The sequence below is a fragment of the Pseudomonas sp. Sample_16 genome, from assembly GCF_004307665.1.
Lineage (GTDB): Bacteria > Pseudomonadota > Gammaproteobacteria > Pseudomonadales > Pseudomonadaceae > Aquipseudomonas.
Genome location: NZ_RCOB01000144.1, coordinates 1 through 17,452, shown reverse-complemented (window position 1 = coordinate 17,452; position 17,452 = coordinate 1). Strand labels below are relative to the sequence as shown.

At 59.1% G+C, this 17,452-nt stretch carries 20 protein-coding genes; 9 read left to right on the top strand and 11 right to left on the bottom strand.

Features of this window, described 5'->3' with window-relative positions; genetic code table 11:
- The coding region (locus tag D8U69_RS19210; protein WP_130907919.1) for a LysR substrate-binding domain-containing protein at positions 1-812 on the bottom strand (812 nt) is incomplete at its 3' end.
- A 156-nt stretch (positions 813-968) separates the two neighbouring features.
- On the opposite strand from D8U69_RS19210, the gene D8U69_RS19205 reads away from it, so the two are divergent.
- Together D8U69_RS19205 and D8U69_RS19200 are read left to right on the top strand one after the other, a co-directional pair.
- On the top strand, positions 969-2,270 hold the full coding sequence (locus D8U69_RS19205) for an FAD-binding oxidoreductase (protein WP_130907918.1): 1,302 nt from the start codon (positions 969-971) through the stop codon (positions 2,268-2,270).
- 52 nt (positions 2,271-2,322) lie between these two features.
- Positions 2,323-3,411, top strand: coding sequence for a polyamine ABC transporter substrate-binding protein (locus tag D8U69_RS19200; protein ID WP_130907917.1), 1,089 nt, complete (start codon positions 2,323-2,325; stop codon positions 3,409-3,411).
- Positions 3,412-3,537: 126 nt separating this feature from the next.
- Here D8U69_RS19200 and grxC read toward each other — a convergent pair whose 3' ends face one another.
- Positions 3,538-3,789, bottom strand: coding sequence for a glutaredoxin 3 (gene grxC, locus D8U69_RS19195; RefSeq protein ID WP_056853743.1), 252 nt, complete (start codon positions 3,787-3,789; stop codon positions 3,538-3,540).
- 25 nt (positions 3,790-3,814) lie between these two features.
- The gene (locus D8U69_RS19190) at positions 3,815-4,333 is read right to left on the bottom strand and encodes a carboxymuconolactone decarboxylase family protein (protein WP_130907916.1); all 519 of its coding nucleotides are present in this window, start codon (positions 4,331-4,333) and stop codon (positions 3,815-3,817) included.
- Between the two features lie 131 nt (positions 4,334-4,464).
- Here D8U69_RS19190 and D8U69_RS19185 point away from each other — a divergent pair, with 131 nt between their 5' ends.
- Positions 4,465-5,286 carry an AraC family transcriptional regulator gene (locus D8U69_RS19185; RefSeq protein ID WP_056853741.1) on the top strand — a complete coding sequence of 274 codons (822 nt, stop codon included), beginning with the start codon at positions 4,465-4,467 and terminating at the stop codon, positions 5,284-5,286.
- On the top strand, positions 5,283-5,687 hold the full coding sequence (locus D8U69_RS19180) for a DUF488 family protein (RefSeq protein ID WP_130903649.1): 405 nt from the start codon (positions 5,283-5,285) through the stop codon (positions 5,685-5,687). Before D8U69_RS19185 ends, D8U69_RS19180 begins: the two co-directional genes overlap by 4 nt.
- 34 nt (positions 5,688-5,721) lie before the next feature.
- Here D8U69_RS19180 and D8U69_RS19175 read toward each other — a convergent pair whose 3' ends face one another.
- The 3 genes from D8U69_RS19175 to D8U69_RS19165 form a co-directional block, all read right to left on the bottom strand.
- Positions 5,722-6,633 (bottom strand): universal stress protein, encoded by a 912-nt coding sequence (locus D8U69_RS19175; RefSeq protein WP_130907915.1) that lies wholly within the window; start codon positions 6,631-6,633, stop codon positions 5,722-5,724.
- A gap of 54 nt (positions 6,634-6,687) precedes the next feature.
- A complete protein-coding gene (locus D8U69_RS19170) occupies positions 6,688-7,251 on the bottom strand; it encodes a GNAT family N-acetyltransferase (protein ID WP_056853738.1) in 564 nt (187 codons plus the stop codon).
- A gap of 216 nt (positions 7,252-7,467) precedes the next feature.
- Positions 7,468-8,037, bottom strand: coding sequence for an NAD(P)H-dependent oxidoreductase (locus D8U69_RS19165; protein WP_130907914.1), 570 nt, complete (start codon positions 8,035-8,037; stop codon positions 7,468-7,470).
- A 134-nt stretch (positions 8,038-8,171) separates the two neighbouring features.
- Here D8U69_RS19165 and D8U69_RS19160 point away from each other — a divergent pair, with 134 nt between their 5' ends.
- Positions 8,172-9,080, top strand: coding sequence for a LysR family transcriptional regulator (locus D8U69_RS19160; protein ID WP_130903647.1), 909 nt, complete (start codon positions 8,172-8,174; stop codon positions 9,078-9,080).
- 20 nt (positions 9,081-9,100) lie between these two features.
- Here the strand turns inward: D8U69_RS19160 and D8U69_RS19155 are convergent, their stop codons facing one another.
- The gene (locus D8U69_RS19155) at positions 9,101-9,970 is read right to left on the bottom strand and encodes a helix-turn-helix domain-containing protein (protein ID WP_347238271.1); all 870 of its coding nucleotides are present in this window, start codon (positions 9,968-9,970) and stop codon (positions 9,101-9,103) included.
- A 308-nt stretch (positions 9,971-10,278) separates the two neighbouring features.
- Between D8U69_RS19155 and D8U69_RS19150 the strand changes: the two genes are divergently transcribed.
- Positions 10,279-11,043: an SDR family oxidoreductase gene (locus tag D8U69_RS19150; protein WP_130907912.1), complete on the top strand. Its 765-nt coding sequence runs from the start codon at positions 10,279-10,281 to the stop codon at positions 11,041-11,043.
- 112 nt (positions 11,044-11,155) lie between these two features.
- Here the strand turns inward: D8U69_RS19150 and D8U69_RS19145 are convergent, their stop codons facing one another.
- Positions 11,156-11,851 (bottom strand): helix-turn-helix domain-containing protein, encoded by a 696-nt coding sequence (locus D8U69_RS19145; RefSeq protein WP_130907911.1) that lies wholly within the window; start codon positions 11,849-11,851, stop codon positions 11,156-11,158.
- Between the two features lie 104 nt (positions 11,852-11,955).
- On the opposite strand from D8U69_RS19145, the gene D8U69_RS19140 reads away from it, so the two are divergent.
- From D8U69_RS19140 to D8U69_RS19130, 3 genes are all read left to right on the top strand, one after another.
- Complete coding sequence (locus D8U69_RS19140; protein WP_056853732.1) at positions 11,956-12,897, top strand: carbon-nitrogen hydrolase family protein; 942 nt, start codon at positions 11,956-11,958, stop codon at positions 12,895-12,897.
- Positions 12,898-12,968: 71 nt separating this feature from the next.
- Positions 12,969-13,403 carry a GFA family protein gene (locus tag D8U69_RS19135; protein ID WP_056853731.1) on the top strand — a complete coding sequence of 145 codons (435 nt, stop codon included), beginning with the start codon at positions 12,969-12,971 and terminating at the stop codon, positions 13,401-13,403.
- 148 nt (positions 13,404-13,551) lie between these two features.
- On the top strand, positions 13,552-15,411 hold the full coding sequence (locus D8U69_RS19130; protein WP_056853730.1) for an ABC transporter ATP-binding protein: 1,860 nt from the start codon (positions 13,552-13,554) through the stop codon (positions 15,409-15,411).
- 158 nt (positions 15,412-15,569) lie between these two features.
- Here D8U69_RS19130 and D8U69_RS19125 read toward each other — a convergent pair whose 3' ends face one another.
- The 3 genes from D8U69_RS19125 to D8U69_RS19115 all read right to left on the bottom strand — a co-directional run bounded on the left by D8U69_RS19125 (position 15,570) and on the right by D8U69_RS19115 (position 17,156).
- Positions 15,570-15,830 (bottom strand): hypothetical protein, encoded by a 261-nt coding sequence (locus tag D8U69_RS19125; protein ID WP_056853729.1) that lies wholly within the window; start codon positions 15,828-15,830, stop codon positions 15,570-15,572.
- A 141-nt stretch (positions 15,831-15,971) separates the two neighbouring features.
- Positions 15,972-16,673, bottom strand: a complete 702-nt coding sequence (arsH, locus tag D8U69_RS19120; RefSeq protein ID WP_056853728.1) for an arsenical resistance protein ArsH — start codon at positions 16,671-16,673, stop codon at positions 15,972-15,974.
- Positions 16,674-16,685: 12 nt separating this feature from the next.
- Entirely contained in the window at positions 16,686-17,156 is a 471-nt protein-coding gene (locus D8U69_RS19115; protein ID WP_130903644.1) for an arsenate reductase ArsC, read from the bottom strand.
- Between the last annotated feature and the right edge of the window lie 296 nt (positions 17,157-17,452).

Sequence of the window (17,452 nt, the reverse complement as noted above, 5' to 3'; positions counted from 1 at the left end):
GCGGAGGGTTGCAGGCACAGCGCGTAGATTCCCCGGGTCTTCAGCGGCTCCCCGAACGGAATGACCAGCACGCCGCGTTCAATCGATTCGCCCGCCAGGGTCAGGTCGGTCATGGCCACACCCAGGCCTCGCGCTGCGGCGTCCAGCGCCAGTTCGTCGAGGTTGAACGGGATATGCCGAAAGTCCTCCAGTGACTCTCCGCCATTGGCTGACAACCACAGTCGCCAATCATTTTTGTCGCTCGAACGGTGCAGCAACGCGAAGCGCGCAAGATCCTCCTGCGAGTTCAGCGCCAGGCCGGGGGCGCACACTGGCACCAGCGCTTCCTCGAACAGCGCCAGGCATTGCGCGGCGCCAGACGGCTCGGGCAAGTAAAGGATGTACGCGTCGCTGTCGCTGGCAGGCTCGACGACTTCCGTGGCCACGGTCTCTATCGCCAGCGATACCTCTGGATGGTGGCGATAGAAATCACTCAGCCTGGGCAGCAACCAACGCACGGCCAGTGACACATGCAGGCGGATACGGAACGGGCGTTTGCGCGGTGCGATCCGTTCCTCCAGGGTCTTGAGCTGTTCGAGTATTTGCCGGGCGCTAGCCAGCACCTGCTCGCCTTCGGCGGTCAACCGGAGGCTGCGGCTGGTCCTGACGAACATCGGCACGCCGAAATGGCTTTCCAGTTGCTGGATTTTCCGGCTCACAGCGCTTTGGGTCAGGCACAGCGTTTGCGCAGCACTGGTGAAGCTGCCGGAATCGGCGACTTCAACCAAAGCCTGCAAGCCTTGCAGCGAAGGTACGTGGCGAATGTTATCCATGCGTTTAGGGTATACCTGAATGATTTAATAACGTTGGTTGTCGCGATCAAGTCCCTTTAGATTCTAGTCATAGCGACCTTCTTCTGAAACAACTCATGCATTAATGGCATGAAGTCGTGCAAGACGGTCCGCAGCCGACAGTCAACGAGGTGACGCATGGAAAATAGATGTGGCTGGATTGCGCAAGCGGGGGATTCGCCGCGGCGTGAGCCTTTGAATGGCACGCAACACGCCGACTGGCTGATCATCGGCGCTGGCATCACCGGCCTATGCGCCGCACATTCACTGGCTGAAATGCATCCTCTGGCGCGCATTGTGGTGGTCGACAGACAACGCGCTGCGCAAGGGGCATCGGCGCGAAACTCGGGGTTTGTGGTGGCCCACGAACATCCCGCCAAGGCGGAATTGCAAGGCAACTCGGGGTTCGCCGATTTTCAGGTCGACACAACGATTTCCCGCGCCGCCAGCGACGAGGTGCGCAAACGCATTGCCCGGCACGCGATCGACTGCGATTTCCGTGAGTCAGGTTATTTTTTCGCCGTCAACGATCCGCGCAAGTTGACCGATGTCGAGGCCAAGTTGCAGACGCTGCGTGCCGTGGGTGCCAGCGCGCAATTTCTGCACGGTGATCAACTGATTCAGAAGCTGGGAACCCGGCATTACCAGGCGGCGATCTGGTGCGGTAATGGCAACGCGTTGCTGCAACCGGCGAAGTACGTTAAGGGTTTACTCGATGCCTTGCCGGAAACCGTGACGCTGTTCGAAAACACCGAAATCAGTGGGCTGCAACGCCTGAGCAGCGGGCGTATTCGGGCCAGCGGCAGCAACGGCTGCGTCGCGGCGAAACAGGTGCTGGTCTGCCTGAACGCTTTCATCCCTCGTTCAGGCATCAGCGACAGCGGCACCTTCGCGATGGAGCTAAGTGCCAGCCTCACCCGGCCGCTCAGCGATGAAGAGTTTCAAGCCCTTGGCACCGTGGAGCCTTGGGGCGTGCTGTCGACCCGGCCATTGGGTGCCACGGTGCGCCTGACGCCGGATCGGCGCGTGATGATCCGCAACACCGCGGAATACCGCAGCCAGGACTTGTCTCTCGCGCAACTGGCGACCCGCCGCAAGCACCATGTGCTGGGTTTGCAACGACGCTTTCCGATGTTGGGCGAGCAGGACATCCAGTACACCTGGACGGGCCACCTCAGCGCTTCACGTTCCGGGCAGCCGTACTTCGCCAAAGTCGAGGAGGGCGTGTTTGCCGTGGCCGGGTGCAATGGCTCCGGTGTCGCACGAGGCACGCTGTGGGGACGCTTGCTTGCAGAGTTGGCGTCCGGCGCCAGTTCGCCGCTGCTGCAATCGGTCATGCAGCGTGCCCAGCCCGGCTGGCTGCCGCCCAAACCATTTCTCGACATCGGTGCCATGCTGCGTATGCGCGTAGAGGCGTCCCGGGCCAGAACTGAAATCTAGAACACCGCCTTTCACTCTCAACAAAAGCACTTCAACACCAAGGTGATCGAACATGCGCGTCAAAACACTGTCCCTGGCCGCTCTGCTCTCGACGTTCTGTGCAGCCGCTTACGCTGACGAAACCCTGAACATTTCCAACTGGAACGGCTACATCGCCGATGACACCCTGACCAATTTCACCAAGGAAACCGGGATCAAGGCGACTTACGATATCCATGACAGCAACGAAGTGCTGGAATCGAAGTTGATGACCGGCAACACCGGTTATGACGTGGTCAGCCCGTCGAACCATTTTCTGTCACGCCTGATCAAGGCTGGAGCGATCCAGAAGCTCGACAAGAGCCAATTGCCCGGCTGGCAAAACCTCGATCCTGTGTTGATGAAAAAACTCGAGGTCAACGATCCCGGCAACCAGTACGGCTACCCCTACATGTGGGGCACTGCCGGCATCGGCTACAACGTCGAGAAGATCAAGGCGATCTTCGGCAACACCGACGTTACCCGTTCCTGGAGCCTGTTTTTCGAAGAGGCCAACATCAAGAAACTCAGTGAGTGTGGCGTAGCGATCATCGATAATCCGACGCAGGTGTTGCCGATCACGCTCAACTACCTGGGCCTGCCACCCCACAGCCACGAACCGGCGGATTACAAGAAAGCTGAACAGGCGTTGCTGAAGATTCGTCCGTACGTCCAGTATTTCCATGCCTCCAAGTACATCAGCGACCTGGCAAACGGCAACGTCTGCGCGGTGATCGGGTTCAACGGCGATATCGTCCAGGCGGCGGCGAGTGCCAAGGAAGCCAAGAACGGCATCAACATTGCCTATTCGATCCCGGATGAAGGCTCCACCTTGTGGTTCGACATGGTGGTGATGCCCAAAAGCGCACCCCACGAGAAAAACGGCTACACCTACATGAATTACCTGTTGCAGCCGCAAGTGATCGCCAACATCAGCAACAGCATCCATTACGCCAATCCCAACAGTGCAGCAGATGCCTATGTGGTGCCGGCGGTGAAGCAGGACCTGGCGATCTACCCGTCCAAAGCGGTGATGGACAAGTTATTTACCGTGGAAGATTTGCCGGCATCTATCGCCCGTTTGACCACGCGTCTGTGGACCAAACTGAAAACCAATACCTGACAGGTCCCGGCTCAATGTAGGAGCGAGCCTGCTCGCGATGGGCTCAAGGACAATACGTTTATTCAGACAGCGCGCATTATCGTTAACGTCCATCGCGAGCAGGCTCGCTCCCACAGGGGGGTGTGTTCATGCCAGCATTGACATCAACCCTCCCTGGCGATCCAGCTTGGCCAGGTCATCGAAACCACCGATATGCGTGTCGCCGATAAAAATCTGCGGCACGCTGCGCCGGCCGCTTCGGCTGAGCATTTCTTCAAACTTTCCCGGTTCGCGCTGGACATTGATCTCTTGCATCGTCGCGCCTTTGCCGGCCAGCAGTGATTTGGCGCTGCGGCAGTATGGGCAGGTGTCGGTGGTGTAAAGGGTCACGGTGTTCATGCTGGTTATCTCCGCAATGGGTTGATCAGGCGTCGATGGCCGGAAAGTCGATATCGGTCAATGCGACGTTGTTCAGGTAGTTGGTCAGCGTCTGCGAGGCCACATGGGCGACCACTTCGATGATCTTCGCGTCATTGATACCTGCGGCTCTGGCAGAAGCGATCTGTTCGCTGGTGAGCTGGCCACGGCTTTCGGTAATCTGCTGGGCAAGCAGGGCGTAAGCGTCCAACTGACCGATTCGCGCACTGCGGATCTCCTGTTGGGAGAGCCCGGCCTTGCCGGCAAACACGGTGTGCGCCGCCAGGCAATAATCACAGCCGTTGACCTGCGAGGTGGCGAGGTAGATCGCTTCCTTTTCCGTGGCGCTCAATGAGGTTTTGCTCAGCGCCGCCGAGTTTTGCAGGTACGAGGCAAGGACGGCAGGCGCATGGGCCAGCACCTTGAAGACGTTGGGCAGGAAGCCGATTTTCTTTTGTACGCCTTCCAGCAATGGGCGGGTGGCGTCGGTAGCTTGTTCGAGGCTGACAGAGGCAATACGAGTCATGGTGATTCTCCGGGATTGAAGCGCGACATGCGCTGGGTACGGAGTCCATGCTAGTGATTCATGCTGGTCAATTGGCTGCAAATCGTCGACGATATGCGACAGATCGTCCAGAACAGCTTCGGGAGCTTCCCATGGATCGCCTTTCCACGTTGCTCAACCATTTCGGCGTCAACGCCGGCACCTTTCACAGCGGCACGTTTTGCGGCACGACGGCGTTCGATGGCAGCCAGGCGTGCGGCCATGTGCATCTGCTTCAGGCGGGCGAGTTGTCGCTCAAACTGGCAGACGAACGAGAGCTGCACCTGCGCGAGCCAACGCTGATCTTTTTCCCGCGACCTTATCGTCACCGCTTGTTCGCCCCCGATTCCTTCGGCACGCAGTTGGTGTGTGCATCCCTGGATTTCGATGGCGGGGCTGGCAATGCCCTGGCCGCCGCGCTGCCGGATTTCCTGGTGCTGAAACTCGATGAAATCCCCACATTGGCCAGCACCCTGCAATGGTTGTTCGACGAAGCCTTCGCTGGCACCTGCGGTCGGGAAGCGGTGATGGATCGACTGTTCGAACTGGTGGTAATCCTGTTGTTGCGCCACATCCTCAGCAGTCGCAATCAACAGCCGGGCATGATGGCCGGCCTTGCCGATCCACGTCTGGCGCGGTCCTTGAACCTTATGCATGAGTTTCCGGGCAAGCCCTGGAGCGTGGCCGAATTGTCGGTGGCGGCGAACATGTCGCGGGCCAGCTTCGCCGAACATTTCAAGCGCGTGGTCGGCCAGGCTCCGGTGGATTATCTGGTGAGCTGGCGCATCAGCCTGGCGCAGAAACGCTTGCGCGAGGGCAAGCCCATTGCCCTGATCGCCGAAGAGGTTGGCTACGAAAGCCCATCGGCACTGGCCCGGGCGTTTCGCCGCAAGACCGGTGTCAGCCCCCGGGAATGGAGAGGGGAGACGCCATGATCCAATGCAAACGCGCAGGCGAACCTGCCAGGGGCGAAGACGGGCGACGGATATTGGTCGATCGAGAGTGGCCGCGACATTGCTCCAGGGATTCGTTGCCGCTGGACCAATGGTTGCCCGACGTCGCGCCTTCGATTGATTTGCACAAGGCATTTACCGCCGGTGAAGTGGATTTCGGCCAATTCAGCGCGGCCTATCGCCAGCAACTGATCGCTCGCCCGGAACACTGGTGGGCGCTTCTGGGATATGCACAAACCGGCACGCTCACGCTGGTTTTTGCCGCTCAAAACCTGCTGGAAAACCACGCCGTCGTACTCGCCCGATGGCTGGAGGACGAGCTGGATCGATACCAGGAGGCCAGCTCGCCGGTGTGCTATCGCGACGAGTTTCCGGGTTATTGAGACGTCGGCATTGGCCGCTGATCCAACCTGGATTTTATTCCTGAACCACCCACACGCTGCACGGCATCTTGTACAGCACGCGTTCGATGGTGCTGCCCACCAAGCGTTCCATGGCGCGGTGACCGGCGCGTCCCATGACGATCACGTCTGTTTCATAGGCCTGCGCATAGTTGCAAAGCACCTTGGCCGGATCGCCCAGGATCATGTGCTGACATTCCGGTTCAATACCGTTGCGCTGCGCAAGCTCGCGGAAGGCATCGGCTTGTGAGTCGAACAATGTCTTGGCTTTGCTCGAAGAAAAAAACGCCGAGCCATTACTGAAGCCGAATTCATCTGCACTGATGGATGAAAGATCATGGGCGTAAACCACGTCGAGCTGCGCATTGCAGGTGATGGCCAGTTTGGACGCCTCACACAAGATCCTGTCGTTGAAACCCTTGTATTGGTCATCACTGTGAAAAGGGTCTACGGCAGCGACAATTTTGCGCGGCAATGCGTGATGCAAATGGCTGACAAAATGCAGGGGGACCGGGCATTCGCGCAGCAGGTGAATATCCAGTGGGGTAAACATCAGGCGCGACAGCAGCGATTCGTGCTCCAGGGCTTTGATCAAGGCGGCCATCGGCTGCTCTTTGAGATGAATCAGGATCTCTTGCAACGGCCGCTCTACCCAGACCACTTCCGTGGTGACGTGCACACCGATCTTGCGCATGGGGCGTGCCTGGTCTTCAAGCCACTGGCGATGACGCTCGACATAACCCAGCCGCATCTGATCCAGCGCTTGTTCATTAACCATCCCGGCAGTCGCCAGCCCTTCGAGGTAATCGAACGCCACGATGTGCAATGCTGCTTGCGACGCTTTGGCCAATGCTGCAGCCCGGTCAAAGGCGGGACTGTTGTGCATCAGAGGTGGGACGACCAGCATGAAACGCGATTGATCAGCCATGACTGTACTCCGGTAGGTCATCGAACAGTGGTGTGCCGAAATGACTCCAGGTTCTTACAGGTATAGTCGGTGGATCACCTGACGACTGTCGTCGGGATCGTTGGATGTCTCGAATCCCAACGCCTTGGCCAGGTCGCGCATTGGCGCATTGCTGGCGGCGTCTACCGAATACATCTGCTGAAAGCCGTTATGGCGTGCGGCCTTGATCAAGTGTTCCATCAGTAAAGTGCCCAGCCCCAGGTGGGTCCATTCATCGGCGACCGTGACGGCGCATTCACACACCTGTTCGCTGGTGGCGGCGTAGCGGCTGATGCCGATCTCGACCAGCCGACCGTTGTCGTGGACCATGGCGATGTAGGCCACGCGTTGTTTGTTGTCGGTGTCCATCAACTGATCGAGCATCGCGGCGCTGGGCTCACTGATTTGCGCAAGAAAGCGCATGTGCCGGGATTCCGGAGACAGCCGTTTGATGAAGGCATATTCGCGGTCGCGGTCCTTTTCCGTCAGTGGCCGGATCAGCACGTGGCGACCATCCCTGAGCGCTTCGATCCAGTACTGGCTGTCCACCGCGGCGTAAGCGGCTGCGGCGCGGTCATTGTGGTCTTTGACGGTAAGCATGGGGTTAATCCTCCAGCGTTGTTCTTATAGGGCGGGCACGGCAAAAGCCTGTTTCATTCCTTTCTACGCCGCTGCCTGCCCTGGTATTTGATCTGGATCAAACATTCGATCAAAGGCTGTAGAGGTTCCCGCTTCGTCAAGGCACCGACATTGACGGCACTCACGTCACCAGCGACGTCACTCATCGAGTGACGTTTCTTCAGGTTTTTTAGGGGCTTAGCTCACCAGTACATACGGCATCTGTTCCCTCGCAGCCTTCAGGGTGCTTGCCCACCAGTTCAGCTGAACCAGCATTCGAGCCATGGGCAGCCGGGCTTGATCAGTCTGTCGTACATGCCCGGCCTCATCGATCAGCGACCAGGGATCAGTGAAGGACACGTAATTGCTGATAGGTACCGCGTGCTGCGCGGACAGCACCTGGCGAAGGTGATCGATCGCACAAAGTCCACCCGATGCCCCGCCGTAGCCAATGAATGCCACTGGCCTTGCGTGCCAGCGAACCGACACCTGATCAAAGAATGCTTTAAGCCCGGAGTGATAAACATCGGACAGTTGCGATGTGATGAACAGAAATGCATCAGCATCGGCCAAATGGCGAAGAGTTTCCTGTCGCTGTATCGCTGCCATCTTGTCAGGTTTGGCCATGAGGTCGGCAGGTCCCATAAACCAAGGCTCGAACTCGGCACGTTGCGCCAAAACATCAGAAACCCATTTCAGCAGCGCAGCGTCCAGACCTTCCTTATCCTTGGCGCCATGAATCACGATCAGTTTCATCTCGCTGTTCATCTCAACCTCCCACTGTAAATCCGCACGTCTTTGCTGAATTTCTCCTGCGCCTTTCAGGCTCTGGATTAGAGTATGAGTGGCAGCGCGGCAGATATAGCCGGTACTGGGGCATACAATTTGTGACGTGAATTCATATGAGACGGTTGGACATAAACTGCTTCGCCGAAATGAACGTGTTCGTCAGGGTCGTTGAAGATGGCGGTTATACGGCGGCCGCCAAGCATTGTGCGATGACCCCGTCAGCGGTCAGCAAGCTGGTCTCGAGGCTGGAAAACCGCTTGGGCACGCGTTTGCTCAATCGCTCGACAAGACGGCAATTGCTCACGCCTGAAGGGGCCGCGTTCTATGAACGCAGCGTGACTATCCTGGCGGCGCTCGATGAGGCCGAGCAGGAGGCCGCGGCGAGCTCCGAACCGCAGGGAACCGTGCGGGTCAACTGCAACGTCGATATCGGGCGTTTGTATCTGCTGCCCCTGTTGCAGACATTTTTGCGGCTCCACCCTGGAGTCTCGGTGGAGGTTTTTCTCAGTGACGAGGTTGTCGACCTGATCAGCGCACGGGCTGACGTGGCCATCCGCAGCGGCCCGCTGAAAAGCTCCAATCTCGTGGCCAGGCGCTTGGGCGAGACGAGAGCCCTTGTCGTGGCATCACCGGCCTATCTTGCAGCTCGCGGCATACCGAAAACGCCAGCCGATCTTGCGGACCACACCTGTCTGGGGTTCACCTTCAGTCCACCGATGATGGAGTGGGGCTTCGTCAGCGCAGACGGCCAACCCATTCCGGTGGCCGTCGCCGGCAATGCACGGGCCAGTGACGGCAATGCAGTTCGCGATCTGGCAATTCTTGGGCTCGGCCTCGCGCGCGTTGGGTTTTGCCAGGTCGAGCAAGATCTGGCGGATGGCCGGCTTCTTTCGGTGCTAGAGGACTTCGTGCCCAGCGCAAAGACGGAAGTGCACGCGGTTTACGTCGGGCAAGGAGGGAAGTTGCCCACACGTGTCAGAGCCTTCATGGATTTTCTGGCGGCAAACTTGAAAATCCACTGATCGCATGGGACCAGGGCACCTCACGCTTGGCGGTAGGCGCTGGGCGTGACGCCGACTTCGCGACGAAAAACCTGGGAAAAATGGCTGGGGCTGGAATAACCGACTTCCAGCCCGACATCAATGATGCTGCGCTCGGTCTCGAGCAGTAGATGTCGCGCGCGACTCATGCGCAGGCGGATGAAATACTGCGACGGCGACAGCCCCGTGGCACGCTTGAACATCCGGCTGAAGTGGTACTCGCTCAAGTCAGCGATTCGTGCCAACTGCGCAAGGCTGAAGTCATCGGCCAGGTGCTCGTTCATTGCATCGATAACGCGACGCAGCTTGTACGCTTGCAGAGCATTGCTGCGTCGGGTCGTACTGTGCGGATCGAGATAACGCCGTATCAGGTGAACGGTCAGCGCCTGAGCCAGGCTGTGTACGAACAACGGGCTGGGTTCGCGTTGCTCAATCAACTCGAGGCGTAACTGATTGAGCATGAAACTTATCCGTTCATCCCGGGCACCGGAGATATCCAGGAACGTCACTGCAACGCTGTGCTCGCCCAGAACATCACGGGCCGCCTGTTCAATCATGGGCAGGCCGAGATAAAGATGCATCACTTCGAAGGTGTCGCAGCCCAGGGTCTGCCAGCGCATCTCATAGGGTTCATTTGTATTGGTAAGAAAAAAGTCGCCAGCCTGCACCTCGACGGCTTTCCAAGCCCCACCGAGGGATCGCTCCTCGACCTTGGCCGAGCCTGTCAGGACCAATACCAGCAGGGGTTCGACCACGGCGGGCACGAGTATTGGCTCTACGGTGCTGTGATGGCTGAACAACTGCACCATCACATCCTGCATTTGCGGGAGCAGCGGCAATACCTGCGGCGTTCCCGGCAGATGATGCGGCATCGATTCGGCCGCGATGCGAAGGGTATCAATCGGTGGCACGTCGTCATGTTCAGGCTGGCGCACACGAGGCTCCATTGAAAAAAGCGCTGAGGGGCTGGCATCAACAGGGTAACGCAACCTCGGTACCCATCGGCAATTGCGCAAGCTACCTCAGAAATTCAGATGTTGGCGCAAAACTCCAACAGCCACGGCAAGCCTGCGAAAGCCCGATTCTCCCGATTGCGCGACAGTGAGGCCGTCGATAACTACAGCGCCTCACGGGCGCCAGGCCGCCGAATATCTCGCCGGCTTGCAAGCAGGAGAGCACCATGACTCAGATCAATCACCGTATTTCCAACGAAGTCGAAGGCAAAGTCGCGCTGGTCACCGGCGCCGCCAGTGGCATCGGCAAGGCTATCGCACTGATGCTGCATGCGCGTGGCGCCAAGGTCATTGCTGAAGACATCAATCCCGCCGTCGAAGCACTCGCTCGTCCCGGATTGGTGCCGCTGGTAGCCGACATCAGCAAAGACGGGGTTGCTGAGCGCGCCGTCGGATTGGCCGTCGAGACGTTCGGGCGACTGGACATTCTGGTCAACAACGCCGGGATCATCATCAACAAGCTGGTCATCGACATGACCCGCGAAGACTGGGAGCGCATCCAGGCAGTCAATGCAACCGCGGCCTTTTTGCATTGCCGCGAAGCAGTCAAGGCGATGATGCCCAACAAATCGGGAGCGATAGTCAATATCGCCTCTTATGCCTCCTATTTCGCCTTCCCGACCATTGCCGCTTACACCGCGTCCAAAGGCGCATTGGCCCAATTGACCCGCACGCTGGCGCTCGAGGCTATCGAGCATGGCATTCGCGTCAATGCCATCGGCGTCGGCGACGTTGTCACCAACATTCTTAACGACGTGGTAGAGGACGGTCCTGGCTTCCTCGCCAAGCACGGTGAAGCCGCTCCCATCGGACGTGCCGCGCAGCCGGAAGAAATTGCCGAAGTCGTGGCATTTCTCGCCTCGGACCGCGCAAGCTTCATTGTTGGCTCGGTGGTCATGGCGGATGGCGGCATGACCGTCACCGCTGGTTGATCGGCTGAACGGGCATTTGCGTTAAAGAGAGCAGCTTCTGGGCCGTTTTCTGCCGGTGATGTCCGGCTGAGAACGGCCAGGAGCGAACTGCAAACGCGTGCTTTCTCCAAGGCTATTGCAAAGGCTGGATTGCAGCGCGCCGGGTGCCTGCGAACGCACTCGTGCCAAGCCAGCGCCACAAGTTTTCTGCGTCTTGCACGGCGCCGTCTACCCGCAATTCCTGTGACCGCAGAACCTCTTTTGGCGTGCGGTCGCCGGTCCACACCTCAGTCAATGCTCGTACGCTGGAGTCCACGACGAGCGTGAGTTCGCGTCCCGGATCGTCGCGACACAGATCTGCCACACCCTGTTCAACCACCAGCCACCACGCTTGCTCACCGGACCGCGCGTCGCGGAACCGGAAGTGAATGACCACCGACCGGGGCGGGAACATTTCGATGCGCGCAAACCGACGTATGTCCCACATCAGCAAGCCCGCGTCGAGTTCGTTATCGCGAAGGCGACTGCCTATCCAGCGCGCCCCCCAATGGCCCAGTGCCATGATGATGGGGCGCAAATCCTCGCCGGCCTCGGTCAGGCTGTATTCCCAGACGTTGCCTGCGGCCGTGCGATGCACGACACCGATATCTTCCAGGTGGCGCAGCCGCTGTGCCAGCAAGCTGGTGGACATGCGTGGCACGCCGCGGTGCAGTTCATTGAAACGCTTGCTGCCGCATAGCAACTCGCGCACGACCAAAGGCGTCCAGCGTTCGCACAGTGCCTCGGCACCGCGTGCGACCGTACAGAACTGACCATAGCTTTCATCCATCGCCTGTCCCTCCGCTACTTCAACGCTTCAGATTCTGAACTAGCCGGGCGGTTTCCCGACGTGCACGCTGAAACCTGCCAAAGCCACGGTTTCAGGAGTACGTCATGACCAAGATAGCCATCATTCAGCGGCCGCCGGTGCTGCTCGATCGTAGCGCGACGATCGCCCAGGCCGTGCAATCGGTCCGCGAAGCTGCAGCGTCGGGAGCCTCGTTGATTGTTTTGCCCGAATCATTCATTCCAGGTTACCCGTCGTGGATCTGGCGGCTGGCGGCGGGAAAAGACGGGGCTCTAATGGGGCAGTTGCATACTCGCCTGTTGGCCAACGCGATTGATATCGCGAGCGGCGACCTGAACGAACTGTGCGAGGCCGCTGTTGCTCACGCCGTGACAATCGTATGCGGCATCAATGAACGCGAACGCCGTAATGGAGGCGGCACGCTTTACAACAGCGTAGTCGTTATCGGAACCCATGGCGAAGTGCTCAACCGTCATCGCAAGTTGATGCCAACGAACCCCGAGCGCATGGTCCATGGTTTCGGCGATGCGTCAGGGTTGCGTACCGTCGATACACCCGTCGGTCGCATCGGTACGCTCATCTGCTGGGAAAACTACATGCCCCTGGCGCGCTATTCATTGTATTCCCAGGGCGTGGAAATCTACGTTGCGCCAACCTACGACACTGGCGAGGGCTGGATCAGCACGATGCGGCACATTGCACTCGAAGGCCGTTGCTGGGTGCTTGGCAGTGGCAGCTTGCTGCGCGGCAACGACATTCCCGATGACTTTCCAGGTCGCCTGCAACTGTTTCCCGATCCGGATGAGTGGATCAACGACGGTGACTCGGTGGTGGTCAACCCTCAAGGCCGGATCACAGCCGGTCCGTTGCACCGGGAGGCGGGCATTCTGTATGCGGACATCGACACCTCACTCGTGGCGCCAGCGCGGCGGGCGCTCGACGTCAGCGGGCACTATGCGCGCCCCGACATTTTCGATCTGCAAGTGCGACGCACGCCGACGACGGCGGTGCGCTTCGTCGACGAGTGAAGCTGGCTAACCCTCAGGCAATCCGTCCCGACTTCGGCTGTACGTGCGTTAACTGATGAAGGAGTCATTCCATGAGCATTCAAAGGTCTTACAAAGGCAGTTGTTTTTGCGGCGCTGTCGAATTCACCGTCAGCGGTGAGCCGGCGGCAATGGGCTATTGCCATTGCGAGTCGTGTCGACAGTGGTCAGCCGCGCCGGTCAATGCCTTCACGCTGTGGAAACCCGAGGCGGTGCAAGTCACTCGGGGGGCTGACGACATTGGCACCTTCAACAAGACACCGCAGAGTTATCGCAAATGGTGCAGGCGTTGCGGCGGACACCTCTTCACCGAACACCCCGGGATGGGCCTCATCGATGTGTATGCCGCGGTCATCCCGGATCTCGCGTTTTCGCCAGGTGTTCACGTCCACTACCAAGAGGCCGCGCTGCGCATCAGGGATGGGGTGCCGAAGCTTAAGGATGTCCCTGGTGAATTGGGAGGATCAGGCATCAGCGTGGACGAATGAGGCTGGCAGCGGCGGGGTGCCGGCGCGCGATTTCCACCTTTCGCCATCGGCGGCAACCTGCCGACAACGCCATACCTTGACGTTGCAAACCCTCAAGGCGCCCGTTCAATGGCAGAATCTCCTTAACTTGACTGTTTTGGAGAACACCATGCTTCGTGTGTTTGAACGAAGGCTCGATCCCTTTCCGCCTGACGAGGTGCCACCGCCACCGGACGGCCTGGCTCGTTTCCTGTGGGCCTGTACGCGGGGAGCGCGTGGTTACATCCTTGCGCTGGCGCTGCTCGGTGCCGGTGTATCGATTTACGAAGCGTGGCTGTTTTCCTTCCTCGGCCAGGTCGTGGACCTGCTCTCGACCTGGCAGGCAGGCGGTGAGGCGGCTGCGCAGGAAAGTCGCGTGTTGTGGGGCATGGGCATTGTCATGGTCACCAGTGTCGGGCTGGTGGCGTTGCGCACCATGGTGCAGCACCAGATATTGGCAATTAACTTGCCGTTGCGGCTGCGCTGGGACTTCCATCGCCTGATGTTGCGGCAAAGCCTGTCGTTTTTTTCCGATGAGTTTTCCGGCCGCGTCACCACCAAGGTGATGCAGACCGCGCTAGCGGTACGAGACGTGCTCTTCACCCTGATCGAAATCGTCCCGGGTATCGGGGTGTATTTCATTGCGATCATCGCACTGGCCGGTGGCTTCGCGCTGAAACTCATGCTGCCATTCGTTGCCTGGGCTCTGCTGTTCGGCCTGGCCATGTGGTACTTCGTGCCTCGCCTGGGGAAAGTCGGGCAGGAACAGGCGAATGCGCGGTCAATGATGACCGGGCGTATCTCGGATGCGTACACGAACATCACTACGGTGAAACTGTTCTCCCATTCCAATCGTGAAGCGCACTTCGCGCGAGCGGCAATGGAGGATTTCAAGCAAACCGGCTTTCGCCAGATGCGCCTGGTCAGCCAGTTCGAGATCGTCAACCAGGCATTGGTGGTGGGGCTGATCATGGCCGCCGGCGGTTATGCCCTGTGGCTGTGGCACCAGGGTGACGTCGGCGCAGGTGCCGTGGCGGCAATCACTGCAATGGCGTTGCGGATCAATGGCATGTCGAACTGGATCATGTGGCAAATGACCTCGCTGTTCGAGAGCATCGGCACGGTACAGGACGGCATGGCGACGCTGACCCGCGGTCCCAAGGTCAAGGATGCACCGGATGCGGGTGTGCTGGTGACCTCAGGCGGCGCGGTAACCTTCGATAAAGTGAGCTTCAACTACAATGGTGAGCGCCAGGTGCTCGATGGCCTGAGCCTGAACATTCGTCCGGGTGAAAAAATCGGCCTGGTCGGCCGCTCTGGCGCCGGCAAATCCACGCTTATCAACTTGCTGCTGCGCTTCTATGATGTCGACAGCGGGGAGATTCGCATCGACGGCCAGAACATTGCACACGTGACGCAAGACAGCCTGCGCAGCTCCATCGGCATGGTCACCCAGGACACTTCGCTGCTGCACCGTTCCATTCGCGACAACATTGCATACGGTCGTCCCGATGCGACCGACGCGCAAATCCGTGCCGCCGCGGCCAATGCCCAGGCCGATGAGTTCATCAGCCAACTGAGCGACCGGCAGGGCCATACCGGCTACGACACCCTGGTGGGTGAGCGCGGCATCAAGCTGTCCGGCGGCCAGCGTCAACGCGTCGCGATTGCCCGGGTGATGCTCAAGAACGCCCCGATCCTGCTGCTTGACGAGGCCACCAGCGCGCTGGACTCGGAAGTCGAAGTGGCCATTCAGGAAAGCCTCGATGAAATGATGCAGGGCAAAACCGTGATCGCCATCGCCCATCGGCTGTCCACCATTGCAGCCATGGACCGCCTGATCGTCATGGATGACGGACGCATCATCGAGCAGGGCACCCACACCGAGTTACTCGCGAAGAACGGCATCTATGCGCGGCTTTGGCAGCATCAGAGTGGCGGGTTCCTGGGTGAGGACAAGGGCGTGGTCGAGGCAATGGATCAGGCGTGAGTGTGAAGGGGCAGGCAACGGGCGAGAGGGAGAGCTGCACGACGATTGCCAGACAGAGGAGGGCGAAGACGAGCGGTGGAAGCAATTGCCTGGTATTTGCCTGTCGATGCCTTGCCCGTCTCTCAACGCCCCTGGTGCCTCTTACCGGCGAGCGACATTCATTTTATTTCGGTTCCAGGCACGAAGAGCTTACCGGGATCATCGACCTCCTTCAGGTCAATCAACGCTCGACAAATGCAGTGCGAGAACTGTTCCTGCAGCGTTTCGGGGTCGTTCCAGGCTATTTGCGATGCTTTCAGATGTTGTGCCTCGGACGATTTGTAGCAGACACAATTGTCGAGTCGGGTGACGCCATTATTTGTGCTCTGACAAGCCGTGGCCAGCAAACAGATCGCGATGAGCATTGCACAGCGTTTCATTGGCTCCCCTCCGAGTTGTAAACCCGACGCTAGAAGGTAGCTTAGCCGTCATTTACCATCGCTCCATCCACGGGCGGCTTCGGCCGCGTGCCGCCTGTCTGTTCGAAGCGCGCGCCTCTGATACCGATAAACTTGACGACCTCAGATTGAACGCTGGTTCACGCGGGCCATGAGCTGTTCGGCGCTTTCCTTGCGTTCGGAGTAGCGATCCACCAGAAACCCCTGATGGTCACGCAGCAGCAGGGTGAATTTCACCAGTTCTTCCATCACGTCGACCACGCGGTCGTAGAACGCCGAGGGCTTCATTCGGCCGGCTTCGTCGAATTCCATAAAAGCCTTCGGTACCGAGGATTGATTGGGAATGGTGAACATGCGCATCCAGCGTCCCAGCACACGCAGTTGGTTGACTGCGTTGAAGGACTGCGAACCACCGCAGACTTGCATCACCGCCAGTGTCTTGCCCTGAGTCGGGCGAATGGCACCGAGGGCAAGGGGAATCCAGTCAATCTGTGCCTTGAATACAGCCGACATCGCGCCATGCCGCTCCGGCGAACACCAGACCTGACCTTGCGACCACAACACCAGATCGCGCAACTCCTGCACCTTGGGATGATCCACAGGTGCATCGTCGGGAAGCGGCAAACCGGAGGGATTGAAGATGCGGGTTTCCGCACCAAAGTGTTCCAGCAGGCGTGCGGCCTCTTCGACCAGCAGACGGCTGAACGAGCGCTCGCGGGTCGACCCGTACAACAACAGGATGCGTGGCTTGGGTTCGCCCGGACGAAAAGTGATGCCTGCGTCGTCGAACAGGGAGAGGTCAAGGTTAGGCAGTTGCTCAGACATGTTTCTTCCTGCTCAGAGAGCGCCGATTCGGTCCAGTTCGCGTTTGAGTTGATCGCGGCTGAGTTCATTGAAGGGCAGGGCGAGGAACGCCCTGCAGCGTTGCTCGATGTGCGCAAGCGTGGCGCGGAAAGCCGCGTCCACCGCCGCTTCGTCACCCACTACGTCGGAAGGATCTTCCAGGCCCCAATGGGCCTTCAGCGCCGGGCCGAAATACACCGGGCAACTTTCGCCTGCCGCCTTGTCGCAAACGGTAATGACGATATCCGGTGGGTTATCCTCAAAGGCATCATTGCCCTTGCTGCTCAATCCTTCGATGGAAATGGCGGACTGTTGTAGCGTGGTCAGGCTACGCGGCAGTACTTTGCCTTTGGGAAAGCTGCCGGAACTTACCGCTTCGAAACCCTGCGGTGCCAGGTGATTGAACATGGCTTCTGAAAGGATGCTGCGACAGCTGTTGGCCGTGCACATGAACAGAACTCGCATGGATTGCTCCCTCCGCATTTGCGGATATCGAAGGCTCAAGCGCCGTGTCCGCGCCGAGAGGGTAATCAACAGAATCGCAAGTGTCAGCACTTTGAGGTCGTACCGACATATACGGGAAGTCAAATATACGGATATCCGTATGTGCGGGCAACTCATCAATGGGCGTCGGAGGGTATTGAAGACGCCATCGCGGGCAAGCCTTGCTCTACAGGTAGTGCGCAATCCCGTAGACGCAAGGCTGGCCCGCGATAGCCGTTACGCGGTATCGCGCCGAATCAGAAGAAGCCCAGCGGATT

Coding starts and splice junctions, on each gene's coding strand:
- D8U69_RS19205 (WP_130907918.1), top strand. CDS start 969: ATGGAAAATAGATGTGGCTGGATTGCGCAAGCGGGGGATTCGCCGCGG.
- D8U69_RS19200 (WP_130907917.1), top strand. CDS start 2,323: ATGCGCGTCAAAACACTGTCCCTGGCCGCTCTGCTCTCGACGTTCTGT.
- grxC (WP_056853743.1), bottom strand. CDS start 3,789: ATGAACACCGTGACCCTTTACACCACCGACACCTGCCCATACTGCCGC.
- D8U69_RS19190 (WP_130907916.1), bottom strand. CDS start 4,333: ATGACTCGTATTGCCTCTGTCAGCCTCGAACAAGCTACCGACGCCACC.
- D8U69_RS19185 (WP_056853741.1), top strand. CDS start 4,465: ATGGATCGCCTTTCCACGTTGCTCAACCATTTCGGCGTCAACGCCGGC.
- D8U69_RS19180 (WP_130903649.1), top strand. CDS start 5,283: ATGATCCAATGCAAACGCGCAGGCGAACCTGCCAGGGGCGAAGACGGG.
- D8U69_RS19175 (WP_130907915.1), bottom strand. CDS start 6,633: ATGGCTGATCAATCGCGTTTCATGCTGGTCGTCCCACCTCTGATGCAC.
- D8U69_RS19170 (WP_056853738.1), bottom strand. CDS start 7,251: ATGCTTACCGTCAAAGACCACAATGACCGCGCCGCAGCCGCTTACGCC.
- D8U69_RS19165 (WP_130907914.1), bottom strand. CDS start 8,037: ATGAACAGCGAGATGAAACTGATCGTGATTCATGGCGCCAAGGATAAG.
- D8U69_RS19160 (WP_130903647.1), top strand. CDS start 8,172: ATGAGACGGTTGGACATAAACTGCTTCGCCGAAATGAACGTGTTCGTC.
- D8U69_RS19155 (WP_347238271.1), bottom strand. CDS start 9,970: ATGCCGCATCATCTGCCGGGAACGCCGCAGGTATTGCCGCTGCTCCCG.
- D8U69_RS19150 (WP_130907912.1), top strand. CDS start 10,279: ATGACTCAGATCAATCACCGTATTTCCAACGAAGTCGAAGGCAAAGTC.
- D8U69_RS19145 (WP_130907911.1), bottom strand. CDS start 11,851: ATGGATGAAAGCTATGGTCAGTTCTGTACGGTCGCACGCGGTGCCGAG.
- D8U69_RS19140 (WP_056853732.1), top strand. CDS start 11,956: ATGACCAAGATAGCCATCATTCAGCGGCCGCCGGTGCTGCTCGATCGT.
- D8U69_RS19135 (WP_056853731.1), top strand. CDS start 12,969: ATGAGCATTCAAAGGTCTTACAAAGGCAGTTGTTTTTGCGGCGCTGTC.
- D8U69_RS19130 (WP_056853730.1), top strand. CDS start 13,552: ATGCTTCGTGTGTTTGAACGAAGGCTCGATCCCTTTCCGCCTGACGAG.
- D8U69_RS19125 (WP_056853729.1), bottom strand. CDS start 15,830: ATGAAACGCTGTGCAATGCTCATCGCGATCTGTTTGCTGGCCACGGCT.
- arsH (WP_056853728.1), bottom strand. CDS start 16,673: ATGTCTGAGCAACTGCCTAACCTTGACCTCTCCCTGTTCGACGACGCA.
- D8U69_RS19115 (WP_130903644.1), bottom strand. CDS start 17,156: ATGCGAGTTCTGTTCATGTGCACGGCCAACAGCTGTCGCAGCATCCTT.